This is a genomic window from Pseudomonas sp. NY15374, assembly GCF_048068255.1.
GTDB lineage: Bacteria > Pseudomonadota > Gammaproteobacteria > Pseudomonadales > Pseudomonadaceae > Aquipseudomonas > Aquipseudomonas machongensis.
The window spans coordinates 34,724-56,130 of the sequence record NZ_JBLUPZ010000015.1 but is presented as its reverse complement, the minus strand read 5'-3'; the positions used below and the strand labels follow the sequence as shown (position 1 = coordinate 56,130).

At 63.2% G+C, this 21,407-nt stretch carries 19 protein-coding genes; 10 read left to right on the top strand and 9 right to left on the bottom strand.

The annotated features are described in order from the left end of the window. Positions 1 to 131: 131 nt before the first annotated feature. Entirely contained in the window at positions 132 to 1,679 is a 1,548-nt protein-coding gene (locus tag ACNFHO_RS24725; protein WP_054893837.1) for an AmpG family muropeptide MFS transporter, read from the bottom strand. A 43-nt stretch (positions 1,680 to 1,722) separates the two neighbouring features. Further along, positions 1,723 to 2,076, bottom strand: coding sequence for an MGMT family protein (locus ACNFHO_RS24720; RefSeq protein ID WP_151925154.1), 354 nt, complete (start codon positions 2,074 to 2,076; stop codon positions 1,723 to 1,725). Between the two features lie 153 nt (positions 2,077 to 2,229). Here ACNFHO_RS24720 and ACNFHO_RS24715 point away from each other — a divergent pair, with 153 nt between their 5' ends. From ACNFHO_RS24715 to groL, 5 genes are all read left to right on the top strand, one after another. After that, entirely contained in the window at positions 2,230 to 3,237 is a 1,008-nt protein-coding gene (locus ACNFHO_RS24715) for a DUF481 domain-containing protein (RefSeq protein WP_065864193.1), read from the top strand. 96 nt (positions 3,238 to 3,333) lie between these two features. Continuing rightward, positions 3,334 to 4,065 (top strand): HugZ family protein, encoded by a 732-nt coding sequence (locus tag ACNFHO_RS24710; RefSeq protein WP_054893834.1) that lies wholly within the window; start codon positions 3,334 to 3,336, stop codon positions 4,063 to 4,065. A gap of 65 nt (positions 4,066 to 4,130) precedes the next feature. After that, positions 4,131 to 4,592, top strand: coding sequence for an FxsA family protein (locus tag ACNFHO_RS24705; protein ID WP_054893833.1), 462 nt, complete (start codon positions 4,131 to 4,133; stop codon positions 4,590 to 4,592). 259 nt (positions 4,593 to 4,851) lie between these two features. After that, positions 4,852 to 5,145: a co-chaperone GroES gene (locus ACNFHO_RS24700; RefSeq protein WP_029614823.1), complete on the top strand. Its 294-nt coding sequence runs from the start codon at positions 4,852 to 4,854 to the stop codon at positions 5,143 to 5,145. Between the two features lie 44 nt (positions 5,146 to 5,189). After that, a complete protein-coding gene (groL, locus tag ACNFHO_RS24695; protein ID WP_054893832.1) occupies positions 5,190 to 6,833 on the top strand; it encodes a chaperonin GroEL in 1,644 nt (547 codons plus the stop codon). An 82-nt stretch (positions 6,834 to 6,915) separates the two neighbouring features. Here groL and ACNFHO_RS24690 read toward each other — a convergent pair whose 3' ends face one another. Continuing rightward, a complete protein-coding gene (locus ACNFHO_RS24690) occupies positions 6,916 to 7,641 on the bottom strand; it encodes a phosphatase PAP2 family protein (protein WP_416767684.1) in 726 nt (241 codons plus the stop codon). A gap of 189 nt (positions 7,642 to 7,830) precedes the next feature. Here ACNFHO_RS24690 and colR point away from each other — a divergent pair, with 189 nt between their 5' ends. The 5 genes from colR (at position 7,831) to ACNFHO_RS24665 (ending at position 11,597) form a co-directional block, all read left to right on the top strand. Beyond that, a complete protein-coding gene (gene colR / locus ACNFHO_RS24685; protein ID WP_054893830.1) occupies positions 7,831 to 8,514 on the top strand; it encodes a two-component system response regulator ColR in 684 nt (227 codons plus the stop codon). Beyond that, a complete protein-coding gene (locus tag ACNFHO_RS24680) occupies positions 8,504 to 9,823 on the top strand; it encodes a sensor histidine kinase (RefSeq protein WP_054893829.1) in 1,320 nt (439 codons plus the stop codon). Before colR ends, ACNFHO_RS24680 begins: the two co-directional genes overlap by 11 nt. Positions 9,824 to 9,974: 151 nt before the next feature. After that, the gene (locus tag ACNFHO_RS24675) at positions 9,975 to 10,655 is read left to right on the top strand and encodes a class I SAM-dependent methyltransferase (protein ID WP_112899077.1); all 681 of its coding nucleotides are present in this window, start codon (positions 9,975 to 9,977) and stop codon (positions 10,653 to 10,655) included. A 7-nt stretch (positions 10,656 to 10,662) separates the two neighbouring features. After that, positions 10,663 to 11,361 (top strand): lipopolysaccharide kinase InaA family protein, encoded by a 699-nt coding sequence (locus ACNFHO_RS24670; protein WP_054893827.1) that lies wholly within the window; start codon positions 10,663 to 10,665, stop codon positions 11,359 to 11,361. Next, the gene (locus ACNFHO_RS24665) at positions 11,361 to 11,597 is read left to right on the top strand and encodes a hypothetical protein (RefSeq protein ID WP_063545994.1); all 237 of its coding nucleotides are present in this window, start codon (positions 11,361 to 11,363) and stop codon (positions 11,595 to 11,597) included. Before ACNFHO_RS24670 ends, ACNFHO_RS24665 begins: the two co-directional genes overlap by 1 nt. A 46-nt stretch (positions 11,598 to 11,643) precedes the next feature. Here ACNFHO_RS24665 and ACNFHO_RS24660 read toward each other — a convergent pair whose 3' ends face one another. The 6 genes from ACNFHO_RS24660 to ACNFHO_RS24635 form a co-directional block, all read right to left on the bottom strand. Beyond that, complete coding sequence (locus ACNFHO_RS24660) at positions 11,644 to 14,727, bottom strand: multidrug efflux RND transporter permease subunit (protein ID WP_416767680.1); 3,084 nt, start codon at positions 14,725 to 14,727, stop codon at positions 11,644 to 11,646. Positions 14,728 to 14,740: 13 nt separating this feature from the next. Continuing rightward, on the bottom strand, positions 14,741 to 15,871 hold the full coding sequence (locus ACNFHO_RS24655) for an efflux RND transporter periplasmic adaptor subunit (RefSeq protein WP_416767678.1): 1,131 nt from the start codon (positions 15,869 to 15,871) through the stop codon (positions 14,741 to 14,743). 208 nt (positions 15,872 to 16,079) lie between these two features. Next, positions 16,080 to 17,177 (bottom strand): DUF1513 domain-containing protein, encoded by a 1,098-nt coding sequence (locus tag ACNFHO_RS24650; RefSeq protein ID WP_054893823.1) that lies wholly within the window; start codon positions 17,175 to 17,177, stop codon positions 16,080 to 16,082. A 2-nt stretch (positions 17,178 to 17,179) separates the two neighbouring features. Further along, positions 17,180 to 18,244, bottom strand: a complete 1,065-nt coding sequence (locus tag ACNFHO_RS24645; RefSeq protein ID WP_151925147.1) for an imelysin family protein — start codon at positions 18,242 to 18,244, stop codon at positions 17,180 to 17,182. Positions 18,245 to 18,262: 18 nt separating this feature from the next. Beyond that, a complete protein-coding gene (locus tag ACNFHO_RS24640) occupies positions 18,263 to 19,690 on the bottom strand; it encodes a di-heme oxidoredictase family protein (RefSeq protein ID WP_416767676.1) in 1,428 nt (475 codons plus the stop codon). Between the two features lie 238 nt (positions 19,691 to 19,928). Next, a complete protein-coding gene (locus ACNFHO_RS24635) occupies positions 19,929 to 21,260 on the bottom strand; it encodes an imelysin family protein (protein ID WP_416767675.1) in 1,332 nt (443 codons plus the stop codon). Positions 21,261 to 21,407: the final 147 nt, after the last annotated feature.

The following is a 21,407-nucleotide window of genomic DNA, read 5'->3' as shown; positions in this document are numbered from 1 at the left end:
GAAAACGGCGTCGTCGTTTTCGCGGGCAAGTCGGGGCGCCGAACCGCCGCTCCCACAAGTACACCATGGGTTTCAAGAGCAGTGGTGTACCTGTGGGAGCGGGCTTGCCCGCGAAAAGGATGAGGTGACTGTCAGGGCTGCTCGGTCACCGAGTTTTCCGCCTGCGCCTGCTTGCCGCGTCCCACTTCCTGGCGCCAGTGCAGCGCGATCAGGATCAGCGTGGGCACGCCCAGCAGGGCCGTGATCATGAAGAAGTTGTGATAGCCGAACTTCTCCACCATCACCCCCGAATAGCCGCCGATCAGCCGCGGCAGCAAGAGCATGATCGAGCTCAGCAGCGCGTACTGGGTGGCCGAGAACTTCAGGTTGGTCAGGCTAGACAGGTAGGCAACGAACGCCGAGGTCGCCATGCCGGAGCTGAAGTTGTCCAGTGAGATGGTCACCACCAGCATTTCCAGGTTCGGCCCCATGTCGGCCAGCATCACGAACAGGATGTTGGTACCTGCCGACGCCACGCCGCCGATGAACAGGATCGGCAGGATGCCGAAGCGCACGATCAGCAGCCCGCCGACACCGGCACCGACCAGGGTCATGATCAGGCCGAAGATCTTGCTGACGCTGGCGATCTGATCCTTGGTGAAGCCCATGTCGATGTAGAACACGTTGGCCATGACGCCCATCACGGTGTCCGACATCCGGTACGTGGCGATCAGCCCCAGCAACAGCAAGGCCTGCCAGCGGTAGCGGACGATGAAGTCGTTGACCGGCGTGAGTACCGGCGCCAGGCCGCGGCGGCCCATGGAAGACAGGCATGCCCAGGTCAGCAGTGCATAGAGGATCAGGCGCAGGAAGGCGCGGTCTTCGAGCAGCAGGTCGAGCATGGTCGAGTCGCCGAACACCACGCTGGCCCAGTCGGTGTTGAACATCTGGGTGAAGCTGGCGGGCACCGACACCAGCAGGATGATCAGCACGAACACCGACACCAGCTGATGCATCAACCCGTAGCGCGCCGCCGACAGCTGCGTGCGCAGCGGCACGGGGGGCTCACGCATCACCAGTGTGGTGAACAGCGCCGGCAGCATGAGGATGCCGAACAGCACGTAGGTGCCGGTCCAGGCTTTGTGCAGGTAGCTGAAACCGGTGGAGCCGAACCATTCGGCGAAGAACAGCGCGCCAGCGGTGGCCAGTAGTGCCGCGACCCGATAGCCAGCCATGTAGCTGGCGGCGAGAGCAGCCTGGCGCTGGTCATCGGCGATTTCCAGGCGGTAGGCGTCGACGGCGATGTCCTGGGTGGCCGAGGCGAAGGCCACCAGTACCGCCAGGGCGATCAGCCAGGACAGGTGTTTCTGCGGATCGCACAGGCCCATGCCCATGAGCCCTACGACGACCAGCACCTGCGACAGCAGCAGCCACGAGCGACGCCGTCCCATGCCGCCGAGCAGCGGCAGGCGCCATTGGTCGAGCAGCGGCGACCAGACCCATTTGAACGCGTAGGCCAGACCGATCAGGCTGGCATAGCCGATGGTCTCGCGGGCGACACCGGCTTCGCGCAGCCACACCGAAAGCGTTGAAAACACCAGCATGTAGGGCAGGCCGGCGGCGAAACCGAGCAACAACAGCACCAAGGTCGACGGGCTGGCATAGGCAGCGAGCGCAGCGCGCCAGGTTTTACGGGGCATGGGCCAACATCTGCCTCAAGTTTGCGAAAACAAAGCGCGCACTCTAACCGCTGTGCTCCATTGGGCGCCAGCCATGGCGCGACATATCCACTCGATTATTGGCCACATTCACGCCCTCTGCGCGCAGCCTGGCGCGTTGTTCGTCACCCGACGGCGTACCCGACGCGAGGCTCAGGCGGCCACCGGCCCCGAGCACCCGGTGCCACGGCAGTCGTGTGTCAGACGGCAGTTGTCCGAGGGTGCGCCCGACCCAGCGTGCAGCGCGGCCAAGGCCGGCCAGTTCCGCCAATTGGCCGTAACTGATCACCTTGCCAGCCGGCACCTGGCCGAGCACCGAATACAGTGCCATTCGTCGGGCTTCGGGATCGTCCGGATGCGGAATCGATTGATCAGACATCAGTCAATTCCTGACCTGAAGGTGAAACAAGATGAAAAGTTGACGGAAATGAGAATTGAACTCGTAGGCATAGGCCCGGTCTGTCCTTGCTCTGGTCGTGGGTATCTGGATAATGCCCGACTTTTTTCGTCCAACCGAACGCAAATTCTGCCTATGTCTTCTAGAGCTTTGCTGTGCCTTTTCGCCGCCACCCTCTCTGCGCCCGTGCTGGCCGACACCGTCTGGATGAAGAACGGTGACCGCCTGAGCGGCAAGATCAAGGTCTTCGACGGCGGCAAGCTGCTGCTCGAAACACCCTATGGCGGCAGTATCGCCCTGGACTGGAAGCAGGTTCAGACCCTCGAAAGCGACCAGGAACTGTTGGTCAAGCAGGACGCCTACTCCGGCGAGAAGGCCAAGTCGCTCAAGGCCGCCGAAGCCGGCAAGGTGACCCTGGCCAACGGCGATGCGCCCAAGACCGTGGAGCTCGCCAGTATCGAGCAGATCATGAAGCCGCGCCCGCTGGTCGAGGACTTCCTGTGGAAAGGTAATGTCGACCTGGCGCTGGACTACAAGCGTGCCGAAAACGACACCGACGACTACGACGTCAGCTTCAAGACCACCGCGCGCCATGGCCGCTGGCGGCACAACGCCGAAGGCGAGTACAACCGCGAAACCAAGGACGATGTCACCACCACCAACAACTGGAGCGCCGAGTACGCGCTGGACCGTTTCCTCACCGAAAAATGGTTCTGGCAGGGACGCCTGGAATACAAGCGTGACCAGATCGAGAATCTGGCACGCCAGCGTACCATCGGTACTGGCCCGGGCTATCAGTTCTGGGACGACGAGCTGGGCGCGTTCTCGCTTGGTTCGCTGATCAACCGCACCGACTACGAATACCGCGATGGCGGCAAGGATAACTTCTATTCGGCAGCGGTGAAGTGGGACTACAACCGCTACCTGATCGGCAAGAAGGTCGAGTTCTTCACCACCGGCGAGCTGGGCAAGCCATTCGGTTCGGTCGCCGATTACTCGCTGGATGCCGAGATGGGCCTGCGCTACAAGGTGACCGAGTGGGCCTCGCTCAACCTCAAGGCCGAGAAGGACCTGATCAAGGGCACCAGCGACAGCGACCTGGACAAGACCCGCTACACCGCAGGTTTCGGTGTGGCCTGGTAAGACCGCTCGCACGGGGCTGTACAGCGCTCCTGTGGCAGGCGGCGGTGATAATGATTATCTTGTCACCCATCCAGTCCGCTGCCCCAGGAGTTCCCCGTGAGTACCAACGCCATCCGCCCCGCCCGGGAACTGCTGCTCGAAGAGTACCGCGGCGTTCTCTCGACCCTGTCCAAGTCCATGCCTGGCTTCCCCTTCGGTTCGGTGGTGCCCTACTGCCTGGACGCCCAAGGGCACCCGCTGATCCTCATCAGCCGTATCGCCCAGCACACCCATAACCTGCAGAAGGATGCCAAGTGCTCGCTGCTGGTGGGCGAGCGTGACGCCGAAGACGTGCAGGCGGTCGGCCGCCTGACAGTGATGGCCGAGGCGCGCAAGCTGACCGACGAAGCCGCCATCGACGCGGCTGCTGCGCGCTACTACCGGTACTTCCCGGATGCCAGCAACTACCACAAGGCCCACGATTTCGACTTCTGGGTGCTGGAACCTGTGCGGCATCGCTACATCGGCGGCTTCGGCGCGATCCACTGGCTCGACGACGTCACCTTGGCCAACCCTTTCGCCGGGGCGGCAGAAGCCAGCATGATCGAGCACATGAACAGCGATCATGCCAACGCCATCGCCCATTACGTCGAGCTCACCGGTCTGCCGCGCAGTGCACCGGCCGAGATGGTCGGCATCGACAGCGAGGGGATGCACCTGCGCATCGGCCAGGCGATTCATTGGCTGGCGTTCCCGAATACTTGCAATACGCCGACACAAGTGCGTGAAGCCTTGGTATTGCTGGCACGCGCCGACCAGTGGCCCACTCCGGCGAAGGTCGAGGGTTGAAATCGCGAGCAGTTGCATCCATCTGAGGTCTTATTGGAAGGTTCTCTTCCGTCGAGGAATCCTTGATGCGTGCTTTTCTACTGCTGTTCCTGATTTTTCCGGTGCTGGAGTTGTTCGTCTTCGTCAAAGTCAGCGCCGCCATCGGTTTCTTCCCGGCGCTGCTGCTGATCATCGCCGGTTCCGCCCTCGGCCTGCTGGTCATGCGCCTGGCCGGTCTGGCGACGGCGCTGCGCGCCCGTGAAAGCCTGCAGCGCGGCGAACTGCCCGCTGAGGACATGTTCCAGGGCCTGATGCTGGCCGTGGGTGGTGGCTTGCTGCTGCTGCCGGGCTTCATCAGCGATGTGCTGGGCCTGCTATGCCTGCTGCCCTTTACCCGCCATCTGGTTGCGCGCAAGTTGCGTCAACGGGCCGAGGCCCAGGCCACGCGCCAGAGGGCGTTCCAGGATGATCCGTTCAACGGGCAGCCGCGCGATGGCGGTCACCGTCCGAATGTGATCGAGGGCGAATACGAGCGCCGCGATCAGTGATCGACAAATGAACCCAAGGGGGCCGCTATGCGGCCCCTGCTTTTTTCGGCGTGTACACGCCGATTAAAAAAATTCCATGGCAAGCCTTGTAATCGAATCGAGCGGCCTCATGTATGTGTCACCGCAAGGTTTCTGGTGGCAACACCAGACATGACACGTGGGGTTCGCAGGCCGCGAGCCCCCTCCGGCAACGCCGGATAGCCTCAACCGCCGGTGTCGACACCGGCCGATGAAAACCACAATTTGGGAGAGATCGACAATGAAGCTTCGTCCTCTGCATGACCGCGTCGTCATCCGTCGCAGCGAAGAAGAATCGAAAACCGCTGGCGGTATCGTCCTGCCGGGTTCGGCCGCTGAAAAACCGAACCGCGGCGAAGTTGTCGCCGTTGGCACCGGTCGCGTTCTGGACAACGGCGAAGTTCGCGCGCTGGCCGTGAAAGTGGGTGACAAAGTGGTTTTCGGCCCTTACTCGGGCAGCAACACCGTGAAAGTCGATGGCGAAGACCTGCTGGTGATGGCCGAGAACGAAATCCTCGCCGTCATCGAAGGCTGATTTCCCCGATTTCCCTGCTAAAGAATTCCAAGGATTAAACGATCATGGCTGCTAAAGACGTAAAATTCGGCGATTCCGCCCGCAAGAAAATGCTCGTTGGTGTCAACGTTCTGGCTGACGCTGTCAAAGCCACCCTGGGCCCGAAAGGCCGTAACGTTGTCCTGGCCAAGAGCTTCGGCGCTCCAACCATCACCAAAGACGGTGTTTCGGTTGCCAAGGAAATCGAACTGAAGGACGCCTTCGAGAACATGGGCGCCCAGCTGGTCAAGGAAGTTGCTTCCAAGGCCAACGACGCTGCCGGTGACGGCACCACCACTGCTACCGTTCTGGCTCAGGCCATTGTCAACGAAGGCCTGAAGGCCGTCGCTGCCGGCATGAACCCGATGGACCTCAAGCGCGGTATCGACAAGGCCACCGCTGCCGTTGTCGCCGAGCTGAAGAACCTGTCCAAGCCATGCGCCGACTCCAAGGCCATCGCTCAGGTCGGTACCATCTCCGCCAACTCCGACAGCTCCATCGGTGAAATCATCGCCGAAGCCATGGAAAAAGTCGGTAAAGAAGGCGTGATCACCGTTGAAGAAGGCTCGGGCCTGGAAAACGAACTGTCCGTCGTAGAAGGCATGCAGTTCGACCGTGGCTACCTGTCGCCGTACTTCATCAACAAGCCTGACACCATGGTTGCCGAGCTCGAAGGCCCGCTGCTGCTGCTGGTCGACAAGAAGATCTCGAACATCCGCGAACTGCTGCCGGTTCTGGAAGCTGTTGCCAAGTCGGGCCGTCCGCTGCTGATCGTTGCCGAAGACGTCGAAGGCGAAGCCCTGGCTACTCTGGTGGTCAACAACATGCGCGGCATCGTCAAGGTTGCTGCGGTCAAGGCCCCAGGCTTTGGCGACCGCCGCAAGGCCATGCTGCAGGACATCGCCGTCCTGACCGGCGGCCAGGTCATCTCCGAAGAAATCGGCCTGACCCTGGAAACCACTACCCTGGAGCACCTGGGTAACGCCAAGCGCGTCATCCTGTCCAAGGAAAACACCACCATCATCGACGGTGCTGGCGTTGACGCCGACATCGAAGCACGCGTCAAGCAGATCCGTGCCCAGATCGAAGAGACTTCCTCGGACTACGACCGTGAGAAGCTGCAAGAGCGTCTGGCCAAGCTGGCTGGCGGTGTTGCCGTGATCAAGGTCGGTGCTGGCACCGAAGTCGAGATGAAAGAGAAGAAAGCCCGCGTTGAAGACGCCCTGCACGCTACCCGTGCAGCCGTTGAAGAAGGCGTGGTGCCTGGCGGTGGTGTTGCCCTGGTTCGCGCCCTGGCAGCCATTACCGAGCTCAAAGGCGACAACGAAGACCAGAACGTCGGTATCTCCCTGCTGCGTCGCGCCGTCGAAGCGCCGCTGCGTCAGATCACTGCCAACGCCGGCGACGAGCCAAGCGTTGTGGCCGACAAGGTCAAGCAGGGTTCGGGCAACTACGGCTACAACGCTGCTACCGGCGAATACGGCGACATGATCGAGATGGGCATCCTGGACCCAGCCAAGGTCACCCGTTCGGCGCTGCAAGCCGCTGCTTCGATCGGTGGTCTGATGATCACCACCGAGGCCATGGTTGCTGACCTGCCGGAAGACAAGCCAGCTGCTGGCGGCATGCCAGACATGGGCGGCATGGGTGGCATGGGCGGCATGATGTAAGCCAGCCCTGGCCCCTAGCTGCATGAAAAAGCCCCGCCTTGTGCGGGGCTTTTTCATGCGCGCGTGTCAGACCTGCGTCGACTCAGGCAATGCCGCGTTCAGCCACGGTCACCCTTGCCATCCCCCTGCGATAGAGCACCAGGTAATAGCAGCCCAATCCGATCAACCAGCAGAACACGGCGGTCCAGACGTTGTGCGAGAGAAAGTGTGCGCCCTGCATCATCCGGCCTACCGATAGCACCACCCCGACACCTGCCGCGAGGGCAAAGGCACCACGTGCCAGGCGTGGCTTGCGGTCACGCAGCACGAAGAACAATGCGAACAGGCTGAAGCCGGTCGCTGCATGGCCGCCGGGCCAGCACAGCCCTGGTTTGTCGGTCGCTGGCCGCGCTTCGAGCAGTTTGCTGTAGGTTTCCTTGCCGCCAAACTGGGTCAGGCTCCACGGGCACTGCACCGCCGTCAGTTGCTTGAGTGGCGTGACAAAACCGGTGGACAGCCCCAGGGCCAGCACCAGGCAACCCAGTTCGCGCCGCCAACTGCCCAGGCGTGACCAGAAGAAACTGGCGATGAACGCCACTACCGCCAGCAGCCCGACACCGATCACCGTCTGCTTGACCCGGTCATGCAGGATGGTCTCCAGGAAGTAGCTATGGCGCCCGATGAATTGACCCACGGACGGATCGAACATCAGGTTGGCCACGTCCATGTCCAGCGATGTGGCCTCGAGCAGCAGCAGAACCAGTGCGGTAGCCAGGGGGATGCCAAGGTACAGCCAGAGGTTGATCGGGCGGGGTCGGGCGGTGTGCATGAAGGCTCCACAGGCAAGGGGGAAGGCACGAAAGATCGGGCATTTTCGGTCCGCGGCTATGCTCTGTGTGTGAAGGATCAGTGAAAAAAGCGTCAGTTACGCTGTTTTTCCACCAAGGCTGGCGATGCCTGGCCAATGGCCGTAAGCTGCGCCTGCCGCGCACAGCGAAGCGCCGCACAGGAGACCCCGATGCGCATTCTACTGGTTGAAGACAACCGCGATATCCTCGCCAACCTGGCTGATTACCTGGGCATGAAAGGCTACACCGTCGACTGCGCCCAGGACGGCCTGTCGGGCCTGCACCTGGCCGCGACCGAACACTATGACCTGATCGTGCTCGATATCATGCTGCCTGGCATCGATGGCTACACCCTGTGCAAGCGCCTGCGCGAAGACGCCCGCCGCGACACCCCGGTGATCATGCTGACCGCCCGCGACCAGCTGGACGATCGCCTGCAGGGCTTCCGTTCTGGGGCCGACGATTACCTGCTCAAGCCTTTCGCCCTGTCCGAATTGGCCGCGCGCATCGAGGCGGTGCTGCGTCGCGCCCAGGGCGGTGGTCGGCGTACGCTGCAGGTGGCAGACCTGAGCTACGACCTCGACACGCTGGAAGTCACCCGTCAGGGCAAGCTGCTCAAACTCAACCCGGTCGGCCTGAAGTTGCTGGCGGTGCTGATGCAGAAGAGCCCGCACGTGCTGCGCCGCGAAGTCCTCGAAGAAGCCCTGTGGGGCGACGACTGCCCCGACAGCGACAGCTTGCGCAGCCATGTCCATCAACTGCGCCAGGTGATCGACAAGCCGTTCGAAAAGCCCCTGCTGCATACCGTCCATGGCGTCGGCTATCGCCTCGCCGAGGGTCGCGATGGAGTTTAAGCAGAGCCTTGCCCAGCGCATCATCATTGCCTTTGCACTGATGAGCGCGCTGGTCGCTGGCGCGTTTGCCTTCGGCATCGTCGCCACTGTTCACCTGGTCGAAGAGCGCCTGATTTCCTCGGTGCTGGGAGGGGATCTGCAGCGTCTGCTGCGCATGGACAGCGTCAGTGACTGGAGCCACCGCCCGCGCCCTGACCAGTTGTTCTACTTCAGCGGCGGTCGCGATGATTTCGAGTTGCCCAAGGACCTGCGTCACCTCGATGCCGGCTTCCATGAAGTGTTCCGCGACCAGCTCTCCTACCACGCCATGGTCGAGGTCGTGGACGGTCGTCGCTATGTACTGTTGCAGGACCAGAGCGATTTCGAGGAGCGTGAGCGGGTGCTGTTCGCCGTGGTGGTGGTGGGCTTCCTGCTCAGCCTGGTGCTGGCGGCATTCCTTGGCTGGCTGCTGGCGCGTCGGGTCATGGCGCCGGTGATTCGTCTGGCGCGTCAGGTTCGCCATCGTGACCAGTTGCTCGGTTTGGCGCCGCCGCTTGCGCCGGACTATGCTGCCGACGAAGTCGGGCAGTTGGCGGTGGCGTTCGACGATACCCTTGGTCGCTTGCGCGATGCGTTGACCCGCGAGCGACTGTTCACCAGCGATGTCAGCCACGAACTGCGCACCCCATTGATGGTGCTCGCGACTTCCTGCGAACTGCTGATGGAGAACACCGGCCTGGACAGTCGGTCACGCGCCCAGGTGGAACGGATCGCCCGTGCCACCGAGGAGATGCGCGAGCTGGTCAAGACCTTCCTCATGCTGGCCCGCGCCCAGCGTGACGAAGGTGCGGTGGCCTCGCGGGCCAGCCTGCGCGAGGTTGCTGATGATCTGATCGGCGTCTGGCGCGACACCATCGAGCAGAAGGGCCTGACGCTCTACTACGATGGCCGTGTCAGCGCCAGCCCAACCTTGTACAACGCCACTTTCCTGCAATCGGTGATGGGCAACCTGCTGCGCAACGCAGCGCATTACACCGATACCGGTTATATCCGCCTGAGCCTCGAGGCCCGCGGTTTCAGTGTCGAGGACAGCGGCGTGGGCATTCCCGAGGAGCAGCGCGAGGCTATGTTCAAGCCCTTCGTGCGTGGCGACGAGCGGCGTGGCGAGGGGCTCGGCCTGGGGCTTTCGCTGGTGCAGCGGATCTGCGACGACCAGGGCTGGCGCGTGACCCTGACCGCCACCGCGCCCCACGGCTGCCGCTTCCAGGTAGACCTGAGCCAGGGCACCGCGCTGGCGCATGAGCAGGAAATCGACACGACACTGCAGTAGAAACCGGGGCCGTACGGCGGCCCCGATGCAGAATATTGTGTAATGATTCGTAAGATTTAACCCTTTCGTGTGACAGTTTTTTCACATGGCGATGACCTGATGCCAACGCTTGCCCACCTAATGTGGTCGGCATTGAGTCAGGAGATGTCCCATGCGTAGCCCTATCAAACTCGAATTTTCCGAAAAGTACGATCAGCAGCACGCCCGTGAGTACTTCATCAAGCATCAGGATGGCCTGGCCCGTCGCCTTTCCCACACGCGTGACGAGCAACTTGCTCGCCGCGCCCTGACACTGGCCGGCGAGCCGGGCCTGGTGCTCGACCTGCCATGCGGCGCCGGCCGTTTCTGGCCGCTGCTGGCAGAAAAACCCAACCGCGTGATCATCGGTGCAGACAATTCCGCTGCGATGATCGAGACAGCCTGTGCGTCGCAACCGCCAGCGGTGGTCGAGCGGGTACGCCCTTTGCAAACCTCAGCCTTTGCCATTGACCTGCCGGACAACTCGGTAGACAGCATTTTCTGCATGCGATTGTTCCACCACATCGGTGATCCGGCCCATCGCAAGACAATTCTTTCTGAATTTCAAAGAGTTAGCCGCGATAGCGTGATCCTGTCGCTGTGGGTGGATGGCAATTTCAAGGCATGGCGGCGCAAGAAGCTCGAACAACGACGCAGCGCCAAGGCGGAGCAGGACAGTTACCAGAATCGCTTTGTGTTACCTGCTGCTACGGTTGAAGAAGAATTTGTGACAGCAGGCTTCAGGATTCAGGAACGTCTCGACTTCCTGCCGTTCTATGCCATGTGGCGAGTCTATGTATTGCGAAAGGGGTGAGGGATTCATGGCAGCAACTCAGGGGCAGGTGTCGCAATTCGACTACTACTGGCAACAGCAGGGGGAATGGGTCGAGGAGCCCAATCAGCGACGTGGCGGTGAAAGTGGCGTGCAGCGCCTGGATGATGGCAACGGCCATCTGCTCTATGCCAAGCGCCAGGTCGGGCATATCTACCGCAGCCTGCTGCACCCCTTCGGCCGCCCCACGGTATTGCGCGAGCTGGACGCCCTGAACAGCTTCGAGCAGTTGGGAGTGCGGGTGCCGCGCATCGTCTTTGCTGGTGCAGAACGCGATGCCGAGCACCAGTGGCGGGCACTGTTGGTCAGTGAAGCGCTGGATGGATTCGTCGATCTCGACACCTGGCACGCCCAGGGCGCTCGCGAGCATTACCCGCAGGTGCTGCATGAGCGCATGCTCAAGGACCTGGCTGACAACCTGGCGCGGATGCATCTGGGGCACTGGCAGCACGGCTGCCTGTACGGCAAGCATGTGTTCGTCAAGGTGAGCGGTGAAGGTGAGCAGGCGCGGGCCGAAGTGGCCCTGCTGGACTTGGAGAAGTGCCGCCGCCGCATCAGTTGCCAGCGCGCGGCCTACAACGACCTGCGCCAGCTGCGCCGCCATTCGTCGTTCAATGAAGCGGAGTGGCAAACCCTGCTCTACTTTTATGAGAGGGCGTTTGGCAGCGCTGTCAAAGGGTTAGGTTGATGAAACTAGAAATAGCTCGAGCTTTGTTCCTGGTGGCCGCGCTTGGCGTGACCAGCGTAGCCGTGGCGGCCTGGGAGGTGCCACGGCCTACCGTGTTCAGCAAGAGCGATGCGGCGGGGCAGTGCGCCACGCCGCGGGTGATAAAGCCAGAGCAGGCGCAGGCCCCGGCCCAGCCGGATCATGATCTGCTGTTGTTCCTGTTCGGGATGCGCCAGGGGCTGCGGCCGTTTGGTTGAGCCCCAGGCACGAGGCCCCGCAGATGCGGGGCCTTGTTGTTTCTGGCTAATGGGTTTGTGGTTTTTCCAGGCTTGAGGTTGTGCCGCCGCTCCCCTGGCGCTCATCCGCCACCGTCCGATGCGCCAGCAAGGTGTATACGCAGGGCAGCACGAACAAGGTGAACAGCGTGCCGATCGACATGCCGGTGGCAATCACGATACCGATGTCGAACCGGCTCACGGCGCCGGCACCCGTCGCCAGGATCAGTGGCACCATGCCGAATACCATTGCTGCGGTGGTCATCAGCACCGGCCGCAGACGGATCGCCGCGGCTTCCTCGATCGCCTCGCGCACCCCCAGGCCCTTTTCCTCGCGCAGCTGGTTGGCGAACTCGACGATCAGGATGCCGTGCTTGCTGATCAGCCCGATCAGGGTGACCAGCCCGACCTGGGTGTAGATGTTCATGCTCGAGACGCCAAGAAACAGCGGCAGCAGTGCGCCACAGATCGACAGCGGCACGGTCACCAGAATCACCAGCGGGTCGCGGAAGCTTTCGAACTGTGCTGCCAGCACCAGGAAAATGATCGCCAGGGCCAGACCGAAGGTCACCCACAGGGCGCTGCCTTCCTGGACGAACTGCCGCGCGGTGCCGGCATAGTCGAAGGCGAAGCCCTCCGGCGCCTCCTCGCGGGCGATGCCGCGGATGGTATCCAGCGCCTCGCCCATGCTGACCATCGGTACGCCCTGGATGATCGCCGAATTCAACTGCTGGAACTGGTTGAGCTGGCGCGGTCGGGCCCGCTCGCTGAGGGTGATCAGGGTCGACAGGGGCAGCAACTGGTCCTGATCGTTCTTCACGTAATAGTTGTTCAGCCAGCCGGCGTTGTCGCGGTAGGCCCGCTCGACCTGGGCGATCACCTTGTAGCTACGCCCTTCGAGGGTGAAACGGTTGATCTCCGCCTCGCCCAGCAGGGTGGCCAGCGTTCCGCCGAGGGTATCCATCGACACCCCCATCTGCGCCGCCTTGGCCCGGTCGATATCGACCACCACTTCGGGCTTGTCGAAGGCCAGGTCGATGTCGAGGAAGGCGAACTTGCCCGAGGCCTGGGCGCGCTCCTTGACGCGCTGTGCCACTTCCAGCAGGGCTGGGTAGTCGCCTGCAGTGTTGAGCACGAACTGGAACGGCAGGCCTTCGCCAGTGCCCGGCAACGATGGCAGGTTGAAGCCGAAGATCTGCAGCCCGCCGATGTCCTCGAGCTTGGCCTGCACCAGCGGCAGCAGTTGCATCTGCGTACGTTCGCGCTCGTTCCAGGGCTTGAGCAGAAAGCCGCCGATACCGCTTTGCACACCATTGAAACCGTTGATCTGGAACGAGGAGTAATACTCGGGGAAGGTCTTGAACAGCGGTGTGAAACGGTCGGTATAGGCGTTGAGGTAATCCAGGTTGGCCGGCTGCGGCGAGCTGCTCATCATGAAGATCACCCCCTGGTCTTCGTTGGGCGCCAGCTCGTTCTGGGTGAACTTGAGCAGTACCGGGATCAGGCACAGGATGATCACGGCGAAGACGATGACCACCGGGCGGCTGTCGAGGGTGCCGTGCAGCAGGCGCTGGTAACGCACTTTCAGACGCTCGAAGATCTGGTCCAGGCGATGGGCCAGGCCTTTCTCGCTCTGCTCGGGGCGCAGCAGCAGGGCGCACATCATCGGTGACAGGGTCAGGGCCACGATGCCGGAGATCACCACCGCGCCCGCCAGGGTCAGGGCGAACTCCTTGAACAGCGCGCCGGTCAGCCCGGTGAGGAAGCCGATCGGTGCGTACACCGCCGCCAGGGTGATGGTCATCGACACCACCGGCATGGCGATTTCCCGCGCGCCTTCGAGGGCAGCGTCGAACGGCGTCTTGCCCTCTTCGATATGGCGATGGATGTTCTCCACCACGACGATCGCGTCATCCACCACCAGGCCGATGGCCAGGACCATGGCCAGCAAGGTCAGCAGGTTCAGCGAATACCCCATCATCTGCATGAAGAACAGCACGCCGATCATCGACAGCGGGATGGTGATCACCGGGATCAGCACCGAGCGCAGCGCACCGAGGAACAGAAACACCACGACGATGACGATCAGCACCGCTTCGCCGAGGGTCTTGATCACTTCATCGATGGAGGCCTGGATGAACAGCGTGGCGTCGTAGGCGATGGAGACTTTCAGTGCCGAGGGCAGCTGGCTTTCCAGGTCTGGCATGATTCGCCGCACCTCCTTGATCACCTCCAGCGGGTTGGCCGATGGCGTGGCCTTGATGCCGATGTACACCGACGGGATACCGTCGAAGGAGCTGACCGTGTCGTAGTTCTCCGCGCCCATCTCGATGCGCGCCACATCGCCGAGCAACACACGACTGTCGCCGACGGTCTTGACCGGCAGGGCGGCGAAAGCTTCGGCGGACTTCAGTTCGGTGGTGGCATTGACGCTGGTGACCACGTATTCGCCCTTCACCTCGCCGGCGGCAGCCAGGAAGTTGTAGCGGCGCACCGCGCTGGTCACATCGGTGGCCGAAAGGCCGAACCCGGCCAGCTTCACCGGATCGACCCAGATGCGCATGGCGAACACCTGGTTACCGAGGATTTCGGCTTCGGCCATGCCTGGCAGGGTCGCAAGCTTGGGCTGGATGACCCGTGACAGGTAGTCGGTGATCTGCGGGTTGCTCATTTCGCTGCTGTAGAAGCTGATGTACATCAGCGCCGAGGCATCGGCCGCCTCCTTGCTCAGGACCGGGTCTTCGGAGTCCTGCGGCAGTTTGTTGCGCACCTCGTTGGCCTTGGCCAGCAGTTGGGTGAACAGGCGATCCGTGTCGGCACCGATGCGCGCGTAGACCGAGATCACCGAAAAGTTCTGGCGGCTCACGGAGGTCATGTAGTCGATGCCGTCGGCACTGGCCAGGCTCTGCTGCAGCGGTTGGGTGATGTAGCCCTGGATGGTCTCGGCGTTGGCGCCGGGATAGGCGGTGGTCACCGTGATCAGGGCGTTTTCCATCTGCGGGTACTGGCGGATCTGCAGCTTGCTCCAGGCCTGGAAGCCGAGCAGCAGGATCAGCAGGCTGACCACGCTGGCGAGTACGGGGCGGCGGATGAATGGGTCGGTGAATGCCATACCAGCCTCCGCGTCAGTGGGGGGGCGCCGCGCCTTGGGCGTCGGCGGGCGACAGGGGCGGGTCCTGGCTGATGCGTATCGCAGCGCCCGGGCTGAGCTTGAGCTGTCCGGCGGTGACCACCTGTTCGCCAGCCTGCAGCCCCTTGCGCACCACCACCACGCCATCGCGGCGCTCGCCGGTCTGTACGGTGCGCTGCTCGGCGACCAGATGTGCCTGGCCGTCGTCGGCCTTCTTCTCGCCGACCACATACACCGAGTTGCCGTAGAGGGTGTAGGTGATCGCGCTCTCCGGCACCACCACCTGCAATTGCGGATCGGGCAGCAATACCAGCAGGCTGGCGAACATGCCCGGTAGCAGCTTGCCATCCGGGTTGGCCAGGGTGGCGCGCAGCAGCAGGTTGCGCGTGCTTTCCTCGACCTTGGGGTTGATTGCGCTGAGGCGGGCAGGGAAGGTCTGGCCGGGGAAAGCCGCCACCTGCACCAGCACCTGCTGGCCGAGGGACAACTGCGGTAGCGCCTGTTCGGGTACGTTGAAGTCGACGTAGAGGCTGGAGAGGTCCTGGAGCGTGGCAATCACCGTGCCGCTGGCCAGATAGTCGCCGACATCCACCTGACGTATGCCGATGGTGCCGCTGAAGGGCGCCTTCATGCTTTTCTTGGCCAGCGAGGCCTTGAGCTGTTCGACCACGGCCTGGTTGCGCCGGTACTGGGCGGTGAGGCGGTCGAATTCACCGCGGGAGATGGCCGAGTCGCCTACCAGTTGGCTGCCGCGGCCGAAATCGACCTTGGCCAGGCCCAGGTCGGCCTGCGCGGTGCCCAGCAGCGCGGCCTCCTGTTCGCTGTCGAGTTCCAGCAGCAGTTGCCCGACCTTGACCTGTTGTCCGGAATCGAAATGCAGGTGCTTTACCGTCCCGGCCACTTCCAGGCTGAGTTCGACGCCCTGCAGCGCCTTGAGGCTGCCGACCGCCGGCAGGCGTTCCTGCCACTGGCGTTGCTCGGCCTTGGCGGCAGCAACGCTGATCGCGGGTTTGGGAGCGGAAAAGACCTGGATCTGGCGGTAGATCGAAAAGGCCTTGATGCCCCCCAGGGCGAGCACGATCAGCAGCACCACGGCCAACATGATCAGCATGCGGCGGCGTAGCATGGTCCGGTTCCTTGGATGTGATTGTTATGGGTATGGCACGACCACGGGCGATCCTGCCCACGTGCGGATGAAGGCAAGTATTGACTGTTTTTCGGGAAGTGGGAGATGTATCGACTGGGCAGGCCCTATCGCAGGGCGAGCCTGCTCCCACTACCCGTGGATGCCAGCGGGCTCGTCCCGCGATAGGGCCGCTGTGGCCAGTGCTGAATCAGACCAGATGCAGGTGATTGTCCCAAAGCCCGGATGGCAGATTCATGGGCTGACCGACCAGCTCGGCCTTGCGGCAGTCGTAATAGCGGCAGCGCCCCTGCCCCGAGGTGACGACGAAGCCGTCCTTCACCGCGCCGACCCCGGCGCAGTCGGGCATCGGCGCATCGAGCTTCACCGCGCCGCTGTCCAGGTCCCAGATGAACAGGCGGTTGGCCCGCGGCGCGGTCAGTGCCACCAGGCGCAGGTCACTGTGCACGGCGACACTGGCGGTGTACTGGGCCATCGACTGCAGTTGCCGCTCCGGCACCGGGAAGGCCTTGAACGCCTCGCCCGGACGCTTGATCGCCAGCAGTTCGGCGGTTTCTTCAGAACCTCCCATGAACTGCTGGCAGGCAAGGACGGTGCCGTCGTTGCCCACCGCGAGATGGCGCACGCTGTTCATCTGCTGGGCCAGCGTCTCCTTGCTAAGCAGCGTGCCATCACGCTGCATCAGCACCAGGCTCGGCTCCATGGCGTCCAGGTTCATCTCTACCCGGCTTTCGGCCTCGGTGCGGATGCCTCCGTTGGCCACCACCAGGGTTTCGCCGTCGGGCATCCAGGCCACTTCATGGGGGCCGACGCCATGGGTGGGAATCTCGCCGCTGTGTACCAGGCGCTGGCCCTCGAAACGGTAGACCCCGAGCACGCCGCGCCCGGGGTCGGTGGTGTCGTTCTCGGTGGCGTACAGCCACTCGCCATCCTTGTGGATGACGGCATGGCCATAGAAGTGCCGGTTCGGTTGCGAGGTGATCGTCTGCAGCAGACGACCGTCGCGCAGGTCGATCAGGTAGCTTTCGGTACCTGGTCGACGGGCGACGAACAGGGCGACCGGCTGTTCGGGGTGATGAATGATTGCATGGCAACGCTGGGCCACTTGGGTGGCAAACACCTGGGTGCCGTCGAGGCGGTAGCCTACGGCATGGTGGCCGCCATCGGCATCGTCACGCGCCGACAGCAGCAGCGGCTCGCTGCCCTTGTTGCGCAGCAGGGTCCAGCCGCCGAGCGTCAGGGCGCTGAGCAGCACGCTACCGAGTTTGAGGGCCTGGCGTCGCAGCATGATCAGTCACCGTCGTTGGCATTGAAGCCCAGCTGGATATTCAACGCCTTGGCCAGCTCGCCTTCGTGCAGGCGGTGGACGACGTTGAGGCTGTCGTAGATCTGGTTGAGGGTCTGCTTGCCGGCATCGTCGGCGAGCAGTTCGCCCAGGGTCTTCTGGTTGTCAGCCAGCAGTTTGGCAGCGCTGGCGTAGGCATCGTCGATCTTTTGCGCCAGCGCGCTCTGATCTTTACCCAGCAGACCGCGCAGGCCTTTGTTGTCGACCCCGGTCCAGACGGTTTCGGCGGCCTTGAGCGAAGCCTCCAGGCTCTTGAGCGAGGAGTGGCTGCGCCAGGCTTCGGCTTGCAGTGGCTGAGGGATACCCTTGCTCTGACGGCCCATGGGGGCGCCGAGTTTCTTCTTCAGCGTGTCCAGGGCGGTGACCTGCGCGCGTAGCAGGTCGGCGATCGCTTCATGCGAGTCGGCGTAGCGCTGGTTGGGGAATTTGGTCATCTGCGACAGCATGCCATCGGTGCTGTTCCAGCTCTTGAGAATGTCTTCGGCCAGGGCTTTCTGGTGCTCGGCGATGGCCACCAGCAGCGGGCAGTAGCGGGCTTTCTGCTCGGCGGTGGCGATGTCCGGCTTGCTGTCGAAGAGGATGTACTCGTAGGCCGACAGGCCACGGACCACGACGCTGGCCTTGCCGAGGCTGTCTGCGTCGACCGGCTTGTCGCCGCTGACCAGTTGCTCGACCTGGCGGCCGACCAGGTTCTTCTTGTCAGGCCAGAACTGCACCTGCCAGGCGCGGTTGCCTTCGGCCAATGGGCCGACCAGCAGCGGCTGCAGTTCGGCCCAGGCCTTCTGCGCGTTGAGGAAGTCGGCGCGGGCGGTGTCCAGGCTCTGCTTGCCTTCGCAATAGGCCAGGGCGCTGGCAGCCAGTTGGCGGTCGGCCTCGACCCAACGGCTGTAGGTCGGCAGGATCACCTGCTGGGCGATGGCGGCGGAGGTCACGGCTTGCGGGTCCTGCGGCGAGCAGGCGCCCAGGGCGATGGCGGCGAGGCTGGTGAACAACAATTTGGGTCGGAACATGCCCGGCTCCTTGCGCGTTTAAAGTGAGTTCAGGAAAGCCAGCAGCGCGGCGCGTTGCTCGGCATTGAAGGTCAGTACGTGACGGCGTGCAGCCTCGGCTTCGCCGCCGTGCCAGAGCACGGCCTCGAGCAGATTGCGGGCGCGACCGTCATGGAGGAATTGGGTGTGGCCGCTGACGGTTTCGGTCAGGCCGATGCCCCACAGCGGCGGCGTGCGCCAATCCTGGCCACCGGCGGCGAACTCGCTACGGTTGTCGGCAAGGCCTGGGCCCATGTCGTGCAGCAGCAGGTCGCTGTAGGGGCGGATCACCTGGTTGGCCAGTTCTGGCTCGACGTTGTCACTGCCCGTGGTGAACTGAGGTGTGTGACAGCCCTGGCAGCCCGCCTGGAAGAACAGGTTCTTGCCGGCCAGCACCTGCGGCGAATTCACCTCGCGGCGTGCAGGCACCGCCAGGTTGCGGCTGTAGAACGTCACCAGGCGCAGGATGTTGTCGCTGACTTCCTTTTCGCCGTTGTCACCGTCGCCGTTGGGCGCGGCGCGGCATTCGACCTGTGCCGGCGTGCAATCGTCCTCGGGCTGGAGGGTGCTGGTCAGGCCCATGTCGCCAGCGAAGGCGTGGACGTTCTGCTGGTTGACGTTGGGTTGCCCGGCTTTCCAGCCGAAGCGGCCGACCACGGTCTTGCCCTGGGCATCGTCCCAGACCCGGTTGGCGCGGCCGCGGATGCCGTCGTTGTTGCGATCATCCGGGTCTTCGTTGGCCAAAAGCGCAGCCTCCGGGATGGCCTCGAGCAGTCCGAGGCCGATCATGGGCGGGGCGACGCGGGCGGAGATGCGTGTGTCCGGGTGCATCGGGCCGTAGCCGAGCTGGGTGATCTCCACGGTCGGGCGGCGCAGTTCGACTTGGTGGCCATCCTTGAAGGTGACGGTCTCGCTGTCGTAGCTGACCCGCACCTTGCCTTCCGGAGCTACGCCGGGGATCGACATGTCCTGCAGTTGCGTACCGTAGACCGGTTCGGGAACCACCCCGAGGCGTTCGATTTCCTTGATGAACTGCGGCTGGTCGGGGATCGACAGGCGCACCAGCATGGACACGGCATTGCGGGCCTCGGCCTCTGGCGGATGACCTCGGCCGTCACGGATGTGGCAGTTCTGGCAGGCATTGGTGTTGAACAGCGGGCCCAGGCCATCGCGTGCAGTGGTGGTCGAAGGTGCGATCACCCAGGGATTGCGGAAGAAGCTGTTGCCGACGCTGAAATCCAGGCGGCGCTCGGGTGTGAGATTGGCCGAGGGCATCGAGAAGGCGTTGCGGTCGCTGCGCAGGATCGTCGCCTTGCCGCCGGACAGCGCTTCGCCGGGCTCGGCCTGGGTGAAACGCGGAGCGTCGTCACAGGCGGCCAGGACGGTGACCAGCAGCAGAAGTGGGAGTCGGAACAGCGACGAGGACATCGAGAATCCTGGGCGTGAGCGAAAAACCGGCGTGCAAGCTTAGCAAAATGGGGATGTTTGAATAAGAGCAATTTGCAATTGCCTGCTGAATCCGCTGGCGGCCCTTTCGCGGGCAAGCCCGCTCCCACAGGCACCAGTGGCAGCGGGCTTGCCCGCGAAGGGGCGGGTTTGGTCAGCGCAAACCCGGATATGAAAAAGGCGACCCGAAGGCCGCCCCTTTCAAACCTTCACCCTGGCATCAGAACTCGTGGTCTGCGGTGTCCGGGTTCAGGTTGTCGATGCCCAGCTTGCCGGCGGCCTGCTCGATGGCACCGGTCTGCTTGACCAGCGCCGCGATGGCGTCACGCACCACCTGGTTGCCTGCAGCGTTATCGGCAGCGATCAGCTGGTCGTAGTGCTCGCCCTTGAGGGCGTGGTCGACGATCACCTGGATCTTCGCTTCGGTGTCCTGCAGGTCGGCCTTCAGGGTGGCGTCGGTGGCCGGGTCGATCTTGGCCACCAGCGACGACAGGCTAGGGCCGCTGACCTTGGAGCCGTCCGGACGGGTGTACTCGCCCAGGTAGATGTTGCGGATGCCCTTGGCGTCGTAGAAGTGCGACCAGTGGGTGTTGTCGCTGAAGCAGTCGTGCTCGTCTTCAGGCGAGTTGGCTTCCAGCGAGACCTTCATGCGCTCGCCCGCCAGTTCGCCCAGCGACAGGCTGCCCATACCGAACAGCATCTTGCGCAGGCCATCCTTGACCGGCTCGGCTTCCAGCGAAGCGCGGTAGTTGTCGGCGACGTTCGGCGCCCAGTTGCCGACCATCTCTTCGAGGTCGCTCACCAGCAGGTCGGTGACGGCTTTGAGGTAGGCGCGGCGACGGTCGTTGTGACCACCGGTGGCACCCTGGCCTTCGAGGTAGTCCGACGCCGGACGGTTGCCTGCGCCTGGGCCCGTGCCGTTGAGGTCCTGGCCCCAGAGCAGGAATTCGATGGCATGGTAGCCGGTGGCGACGTTGGCTTCGGAACCACCCAGCTCGTTCAGGCTGGCCAGCTTCTCGGGCGTGATTTCCTTGACGTCGACCTTGTCTTCGCCGACCTGGATCTCAGGGTTGGCGATGATGTTGGCGTTGGCAGCCGGGTTGCCCAGGGCGTGCTCGTAGCTCTTGTCGACGTAGTCGATCAGGCCTTCGTCCAGGGGCCAGGCGTTCACCTGACCTTCCCAGTCGTCGATGATGGTGTTGCCGAAGCGGAAGGCTTCGCTCTGCAGGTAAGGAACGCGGGAAGCGACCCAGGCGTCCATGGCGGCTTTCAGGGTCTCATCGTTGGGCTTGGCCAGGAACGCGTCGATGGCGGTCTGCAGTTGCTTGGCGGTGCTCAGCGAGTCGCTGTACACGGCATGAACCATTTCGGCGTAGTGCTTGACCACGGCCTGGGCAGCGGCTTCATCGACAGCCCCAGGTGCGGCAGCAGTGCTGGCGGCAGGTGCCTGGGCTTGCGGAGCGGCGGCCTTGTCGTCCTTGCCTTCGCCGCAGCCGGCGAGAGCGATGGCGATGGCCAGCAGACTGGCGGAGGCCAGAGGCATTCGAATCATTGTTGGTTTCCCTGCGTCGTTTGGTTGGACCATGTGTTGGAAGCGCTGCACCGTGGCACGCGAAACCGCAACATAATGCGAAAGATTTGCATTTGGTGTAAAGGGTTGGCCGTGCTTTTCGTGCAAATGTCGTTTCCAGGGTCGTCA